This window comes from Polaromonas sp. CT11-55, from assembly GCF_047303325.1.
Taxonomy (GTDB): Bacteria; Pseudomonadota; Gammaproteobacteria; order Burkholderiales; family Burkholderiaceae_C; genus Polaromonas.
In genome coordinates, this window is the sequence record NZ_JBKBEX010000005.1 from 194066 (window position 1) to 201382 (window position 7317).

The 7317-nt window shown below is 65.0% G+C and carries 6 protein-coding genes and 3 tRNA genes; all 9 read right to left on the bottom strand.

All coding sequences use genetic code 11. The annotated features are described in order from the left end of the window. Positions 1-16 precede the first annotated feature (16 nt). On the bottom strand, positions 17-1405 hold the full coding sequence (locus tag ACEN8I_RS07935; protein ID WP_413327773.1) for a hypothetical protein: 1389 nt from the start codon (positions 1403-1405) through the stop codon (positions 17-19). Positions 1406-1621: 216 nt separating this feature from the next. Next, positions 1622-1698 (bottom strand) — tRNA-Asp (locus tag ACEN8I_RS07940). A gap of 103 nt (positions 1699-1801) precedes the next feature. After that, positions 1802-1877, bottom strand: a tRNA-Glu gene (locus tag ACEN8I_RS07945). A 77-nt stretch (positions 1878-1954) separates the two neighbouring features. Further along, positions 1955-2030, bottom strand: a tRNA-Ala gene (locus ACEN8I_RS07950). Between the two features lie 77 nt (positions 2031-2107). Then, on the bottom strand, positions 2108-3502 hold the full coding sequence (gene gltX / locus ACEN8I_RS07955) for a glutamate--tRNA ligase (protein WP_413327785.1): 1395 nt from the start codon (positions 3500-3502) through the stop codon (positions 2108-2110). 8 nt (positions 3503-3510) lie between these two features. Continuing rightward, the gene (locus tag ACEN8I_RS07960; protein ID WP_413327774.1) at positions 3511-4728 is read right to left on the bottom strand and encodes an O-succinylhomoserine sulfhydrylase; all 1218 of its coding nucleotides are present in this window, start codon (positions 4726-4728) and stop codon (positions 3511-3513) included. Positions 4729-4736: 8 nt separating this feature from the next. Beyond that, entirely contained in the window at positions 4737-6257 is a 1521-nt protein-coding gene (purF, locus tag ACEN8I_RS07965) for an amidophosphoribosyltransferase (protein ID WP_413327776.1), read from the bottom strand. Positions 6258-6291: 34 nt separating this feature from the next. Beyond that, positions 6292-6777: a CvpA family protein gene (locus tag ACEN8I_RS07970; RefSeq protein WP_413327777.1), complete on the bottom strand. Its 486-nt coding sequence runs from the start codon at positions 6775-6777 to the stop codon at positions 6292-6294. Between the two features lie 18 nt (positions 6778-6795). Then, positions 6796-7317: SPOR domain-containing protein (locus ACEN8I_RS07975; protein WP_413327778.1), on the bottom strand; the 522-nt coding region annotated here is incomplete at its 5' end.

Genomic DNA, 7317 nt, shown 5'->3' on the forward strand with positions numbered 1-7317 from the left:
TTTGGCGGGTTTAAGGCTAGTTCACCACGGTCCTGTGGTGGCCCGCTGGCGGTTCGGGTAGTCGCCAGTATGGCGACTCGAAGGTCACGTCCACAGCCGGGCATTCGCCCTTGGGGTATAGCCGCAAGCTGCGCACGTGTCGGCCGTGTGCTGCCAACTCCGTTCGTAGCCGCGCTTCGTCGGGCAAGGCGACGCCAGGCTGCGTGTAAAGCACGAGCTGGGCAACTTCGTGATGGTTGGCGAGCGTGGCCCAGTCCACCTGGGTTGCCGGCAGCAGCAACTCGCCGCTTTGCAAATGCGACCATCGCTTCAGAGCGCCGAAGCTGTCAATCGGCCCCGCCGCGCCATGCATGAAAATCCAGCGCAAGCTCTTCAGGCCTTCGATTGCTTGCAGTGACGTGAGCTTGGGGGCCTTGAACATCTCCAGTACCTCCAGCCCTTCCAGGGTGGCGAGGTCGGATATGTCGCTCAGGCTGCGGCTGTGCGCCAGCCTCAGGGTGTGCAACTGGCGCAAGCTTTCAATGCCAGCGAGATTCGCCAGAGGCGCGCCACGAAGCTCCAGCGACTGGAGTTGGCTGCAGGGTGCCAGCGCATTCAAGCTCTTGAGTTTGCGTGGGCGGTAGAGCCTCAGGCTTCGCAGGCCGGGGTGCTGCAGGCTTTGCGGCGACAAGGTTTCGGCGTCCAGGCATGAGAATGCTTTCAGTTTTGGGAGCAAGCGATAGTCCCCATGCGTTGACGGAGCACTGGGCAGGTAGATCTCCTCCAGTTCATGCAGCACGGGCAGATCGGTGAGCGACACGTTGTCCGACGGACTTTTCAGTTTTCGGATTTGATGGGCGTGCCGGGCCAGCACCTTGAGGCTTTCGATACCGTTTCCGGGGCTGACGCAGTCCACGGCGTTTTCAACGAGTGCCGCCTCTGTCGCGGCAGTCCAGCGGTACATCGTCAGGTCCACGTGCCCATCGAATGGGTCGACCGTCAGGCAGTAATCATCATTGCGGGCCAGCAGATCAGGCGCAGGCCAGCGCCAGTGCGTGAACTCGCTGTCATGCGTCTCGCCCAACACCTGCATGGCCGCCACCCACTGCGACAGGGCCGCCTCTTGCATGGTCAACGGTGCCGAGCGCGCCGAGGCGACCCAGGTCGGATGCTCCAGGTGCCGGCTGCTCCAGGGGGCCAGGTAGCCGGTAGCAGGCTTGGCTTTGGCTTGATGACCCAGTCGGGTCAACTCCGCTGCCAGTTGCTCGGCCTTGCGCTGGTCATTGGTGGCGAAGCCGAAGTCCACGGACTGGGGCTGTGCAGCGGCCTCACGGTGTGCCCGGAGGATGCGCAGCTGGCGCTCGATCACGCCTGGCCCCCGTGTCAGGCTGCGCGCACGCCGCTCGTCGGTGAGAAAACCTGCCATGGACCGAGACCCCCCTTCAAATGGCTTGTTGTTCGCCGCATCGGCTATCGCGACGAGGAGTGAAGTTTCGCACAAGGCGCCAAGTCCAACGGCGTGGAAGCAAGGCCGTCAACCTGACTTGCGCAGCCGCTTACTGAAAATCCGGGACGCCGTCAGGACAAGGGGCTGAAAAAGAAAAAGGGCCTGCAAGAAATCTTGCAAGCCCTTTTCGGATTTTGGCGGAGTGGACGGGACTCGAACCCGCGACCCCCGGCGTGACAGGCCGGTATTCTAACCAACTGAACTACCACTCCTGGTAGTGACAACATTCGCTCTTTCGAGCCAAGTCGCAGGCCCTTGCGGACCGGCGGTTGTCAACTTGCGCCTTGGGCATCACGCGCAAGGCGTGATGAATGCTGGCGACCCCACGGGGATTCGAACCCCGGTACTCACCGTGAAAGGGTGATGTCCTAGGCCTCTAGACGATGGGGTCAAAACCTTGGAACTTCCGGAACGGCCCTGCTGTGACACAAGAACCGTACAAACTCTCAAATTCTTCGCGACAAACTTTGGTGGAGGTAAGCGGGATCGAACCGCTGACCTCTTGCATGCCATGCAAGCGCTCTCCCAGCTGAGCTATACCCCCTTCAAGCCATTGCAAGTTACCCTGCAATTGTGTCGAGCCTTGAATTATAGCCCGAAAATTCGGGCTTTTTCAAATCTTCAAACAAGCTTGAGCCGGGACACCACATCTTCGCGTTTCATGAGCTCCAGAATCGCGTCCAGCGACGGGGTTTGCGGCGTGCCCAGCACCAGCACGCGCACCGGCATGGCCAGCTGCGGCATTTTCAGGCCCGTGTCGGCCAGCACCTGCTTGATGGCAGCGGAAATCGCGGCCTTGCTCCACTCGGCGCTGCCCAGGGCGTCAGCCAATTTGGCCAGCGCCGGGCGCACGGACTCGGTCACATGCGTGGCCAGGTCTTCGGCGGCGGGTTGGCCGCCGGTGACCAGGCGCTGCAGCCAGCCGGCCAGTTCCACCAGCGTGCTGCAGCGGTCCTTAAGCAGGCCGCAACCGCGCGCGATCCATGCCGCGTCCTGGCCCGTGACGCCCTGCGCCGCGAGAAAGGGCACAACGGCTTCGGCCAGCTTGTCGTCGGCCATGGCCTTGAGGTGCTGGGCGTTGACCCAGCGCAGCTTGGTTTCGTCGAACTGCGCGGCGCTCTTGCCCAGGTGGTCCAGGTTGAACCAGGCGATGAACTGCTCGCGGCTGAAGATTTCGTCGTCCCCGTGGCTCCAGCCCAGGCGCGCCAGGTAGTTGACCATGGCGTCTGGCAGGTAGCCTTCGGCGGCATATTGCGTGACCGGCTTGGCGCCGTTGCGCTTGCTGAGTTTTTCGCCCTGCTCATTGAGCACGGTCGGCAGATGGGCATAGACCGGCGGCTCCTTGCCCAGGGCCCTGAAGATGTTGATCTGGCGCGGCGTGTTGTTGACGTGGTCGTCGCCGCGTATCACGTGGGTCATGCCCATGTCGATGTCGTCGACCACCACGCAGAAGTTGTAGGTGGGCGTGCCGTCGGGGCGCGCGATCACCAGGTCGTCGAGTTCGTCGTTGCTGATCTCGATGCGGCCCTTGACCTTGTCGTCCCAGACCACGCTGCCGCCCTGCGGGTTCATGAAGCGCAGCACCGGCTGCACGCCTTCGGGCACAGGCGGCAGGGTCTTGCCGGGCGCGGGGCGCCAGGTGCCGTCGTAGCGCGGTTTTTCCTTGGCGGCCATCTGCTTTTCGCGCAGGGCGTCAAGCTCGGCCACGCTCATGTAGCAGGGGTAGACCAGGCCGTCCGCGCGCATCTGCGCGAGCACGGCCTTGTAGCGGTCCATGCGCTGCATCTGGAAGAAGGGGCCCTCGTCGTGGTTCAGGCCCAGCCAGCGCATGCCCTCGATGATCACGTCGACGGCCTCCTGGCTGGAGCGCTCCACGTCGGTGTCTTCGATGCGCAGGATGAAGTCGCCGCCGGTGGCGCGGGCAAAGGCCCACGGGTACAGCGCGGAGCGGATGTTGCCGAGGTGGATGAAGCCGGTCGGTGAAGGGGCGAAGCGGGTGCGGGTCTTTTGCGTCATTTGAGCTGTCATGCGATGCGGTCCAGGCCGCGGGAAAGGTCGGCCTTGATGTCGTCCACGTGGTCCAGCCCGACGGCCAGGCGCAGCAGGCCCTGGCCTATGCCGGCGGCCTGGCGCTGCTCTTCACTGAGGCGCCCGTGCGAGGTGGTGGCCGAGTGGCTGATGATGGTCTTGGTGTCGCCCAGGTTGGTGGCGATGCTGAGCACCTGCGTGCTGTTGATGACCTGGAAGGCGTTGGCGCGCGCCGCTTCAGGCGTGTCGCCGCGCACGTCGAAGGACAGCACCGCGCCGCCCAGCCCCGATTGCTGGCGCATGGCCAGTTCGTGCTGCGGGTGCGAGGCCAGGCCCGGGTAGTAGACACGCTTGACGGCGGGCTGGGTCTCCAGCCACTGCGCGACGGCCAGCGCGTTGGCGCTCTGGGCCTGCATGCGTATGCCCAGCGTCTCCAGACCCTTGAGCACGACCCAGGCGTTAAAGGGCGCCAGCGTCATGCCGGCGGTGCGCACAATCGGGCCGAACACGTCGACGATGAGCTTGGACGGGCCGCAGAGCGCGCCCGCCATCACGCGGCCCTGGCCGTCCAGGTACTTGGTGCCCGAATGCATGATCAGGTCGGCGCCGAACTCAACGGGGCGTTGCAGGGCCGGCGAGCAAAAGCAGTTGTCGACCGCGAGCAGCGCGCCCACGCTGTGCGCCAGGTCGGCCAGCGCCCGGATGTCGCACACCTCGGTCAGCGGATTCGTCGGCGTTTCGGCGAACAGCAGCTTGGTGCCGGGGCGCAAGGCGGCCTTCCACTCGCTGAGGTCGGTCTGCGAGACAAAGGTGGTCTCCACGCCGAACTTGCCGAACTCGCGGCCGATCAGGGCGATCGTCGAGCCGAACATGGAGCGCGAGCAGATCACATGGTCGCCGGCCTTCAGCAGTCCCATGCACATCATGAGGATGGCGCCCATACCGGTCGAGGCGCCAATGGCGGCTTCCGTGCCTTCGAGCGCGGCGAGGCGGCGCTCAAAACTCGTGACCGTGGGGTTGGAGGTACGGCCGTAGGTATAGCCTTCCGTCGGGTCGGCAAAACGCCGCGCCGAGGTCTCGGCATCGGGCTGCACAAAGCCGCTGGTCAGGTACAGCGCCTCGGAGTTTTCGCCATGCTGGCTGGGCTCCAGCGCCACGCGCACAGCCAGCGTGTCGCGGTGCAGGTTGTCGGGCAGTTTTCTTTTGCTGGTCATGCTCAGGCTCAAGCTTCTTGCGGGTTGGGCAGCGCCAGGCGCGATGCATCGACGTCGCCCTCTTCGGCGGCGGCATCGGCACGCTGCGAGTTCATCGCGGCTATGGTTTCGGCCGTGACGTCGCCGGTGATGTAGACGCCGTCGAAGCAGGAAGCGTCGAAGCCGTCGAGCTTGGCGTTGAGCGAGCCTATGGCGCGTTTCATGCCGTCCACGTCCTGGTAGATCAGCGCGTCGCAGCCTATGACTTCACGGATCTCCTCGATGCTGCGGCCGTGGGCCACGAGTTCGCCCGGGGTGGGCATGTCGATGCCGTAGACATTGGGGAAACGCACGGGCGGCGCGGCGCTGGCCAGGTACACCTTGCGCGCGCCGGCGTCGCGCGCCATCTGCACGATCTCGCGGCTGGTGGTGCCGCGCACGATGGAGTCGTCGACCAGCAGCACGTTGCGGCCCTTGAACTCGCTGGCGATCACGTTGAGCTTCTGGCGCACGGATTTTTTGCGCACGCCCTGCCCCGGCATGATGAAGGTGCGGCCCACATAGCGGTTCTTGACGAAGCCCTCGCGGTAAGGAATGCCCAGCAGGTGCGCCAGCTGCGTGGCGCTGGGGCGGCTGGATTCGGGGATCGGGATGATCACGTCGATCTCGCTGGGCGGCACGGTGGAGACCACACGCTTGGCCAGCGTCTCGCCGAGGTTCAGGCGGGCCTGGTAGACCGAGATGCCGTCCAGCACCGAGTCGGGGCGTGCCAGGTAGACGAATTCAAAGATGCAGGGATTGAGCTTGGCATTGGGCGCGCATTGCTCGGCATGCACCACGCCTTCCATGTCCACGTAGACGGCCTCGCCCGGCGCGATGTCGCGCTCGAACTGGTGCGAGGTGCCTTCCAGCGCCACCGATTCGCTGGCCACCATGACGGTGTCGCCGCCCTCGTTCTGCCCGCGCCCTATGCACAGCGGGCGAATGCCGAAGGGGTCGCGGAAGGCCAGCAGGCCGTGGCCGGCGATCAGCGCGACGACGGCGTAGGAACCCTTCACGCGCTTGTGCACGCCGCGCACCGCAGCGAACACGTCGACGGGCTTGAGCGGCAGGCCGCGCGTGGTTTTTTCAAGCTCGTGCGCCAGCACGTTGAGCAGCACTTCGGAGTCGCTGTCGGTGTTGATGTGGCGGTGGTCGGTGTTGAAGAGCTCGGCCTTGAGCTCGGCCGCGTTGGTCAGGTTGCCGTTGTGCGACAGCACCAGCCCGAAGGGAGCGTTGACGTAAAAGGGCTGGGCTTCGTCCTCGCTGTAGGCGTTGCCGGCTGTCGGGTAGCGCACCTGGCCCAGGCCCACCGTGCCCGGCAGCGCGCGCATGTTGCGGGTGCGGAACACGTCGCGCACCATGCCCTTGGCCTTGTGCATGTAGAACTTGCGCCCCTGCTGCGTGACGATGCCCGCCGCATCCTGGCCGCGGTGCTGCAGCAGCAGCAGGCCGTCATAGATGAGCTGGTTGACGGGGGCTTTGCTGACGACGCCGACTATCCCGCACATGGTGTTCCGATCATGATGAGTTGACTCTTCAAAGTTAGGTTAAATATTTCGCAAACTGTTCGGGCAACACCGGCTTCAGGGCTTTGAGCGTGGCCGCCAGCACCGGCGCGCCTTTCGATTCCCGCCACCAGTCGCTGGTTTTCAGCGCCGTCATGTCGATGACCACGGTCGCGGCCAGCAACAACACCACGCCGCGCAACACGCCGAACGCGGCGCCCAGCACACGGTCCACAGGCGCCAGGCCGACCGCGGCCACCAGCTTCTTGATCAAAAATGCCAGCAGCCCCGCCGCGAACACAGCGGCGATGAAGATCAGCACAAACGCCGCCGCGTAACGCACCGGGTCGGCGGCCGACTGCACGGGCAACCGGGCAGCCAGGTCGGGCGCAAACCATTGCGCCACAAAAAACGACACTACCCAGCCCAGCACCGACAAGACCTCGTACACCAACCCGCGCCATGCGCCCAGCAGCATGGAAAAAACCAGCACCCCCCCAAAAATCCAGTCAACAGCCGCCACGGATTTGCCAGGAACTTATTACAAGGTCAGGATGGCGGCCGGCAAATCAAGGCCCTTGATTTTTCCGGCCGCTTTTTCCGCCTCGGCCTTGGTGGCAAATGGGCCCACACGGACCCGTATGCGCTTGCCGTCCTTGGTTTCAGCCACTTGTGTATAGGTTTTGAGGCCCGCTTTTTCCACCTTCAGTCGTGCTTCGCGTGCCTTGGTGACGTCGGAGAACGCGCCCACCTGGACCACGAACCGGCCTTCGGCCTCGGCGGCGGCCGGTTTGGCGGCCGGCGGCGTGGTGCCGTTGAGCAGCGCACTGGCGCGGGCGGCGTCGGCATTGGCGACGGGCTTGGGTTCGGGCTTGGCGGCCGGTTTGGGCTCAGGCTTGGGCGCCGGCTTGGCCTCGGGTTTGGGCTCGGGTTTGGTTTCGGGCTTGGCGGCGGCCGGTGCGGACGCAGCGGGAGCGGGCTTGGACGGCAGGATTTCTTCCTTGGGCGCCAGGCTGGCGGCGGCGGCCACCTTTTCGGCGGGCGCAGGGGTGGGGGCAGGCGC

Excerpts from the sequence above, each read along its gene's own strand:
- ACEN8I_RS07935 (WP_413327773.1), bottom strand. The coding sequence starts at position 1,405 with ATGGCAGGTTTTCTCACCGACGAGCGGCGTGCGCGCAGCCTGACACGG.
- gltX (WP_413327785.1), bottom strand. The coding sequence starts at position 3,502 with ATGACGCAAAAGACCCGCACCCGCTTCGCCCCTTCACCGACCGGCTTC.
- ACEN8I_RS07960 (WP_413327774.1), bottom strand. The coding sequence starts at position 4,728 with ATGACCAGCAAAAGAAAACTGCCCGACAACCTGCACCGCGACACGCTG.
- purF (WP_413327776.1), bottom strand. The coding sequence starts at position 6,257 with ATGTGCGGGATAGTCGGCGTCGTCAGCAAAGCCCCCGTCAACCAGCTC.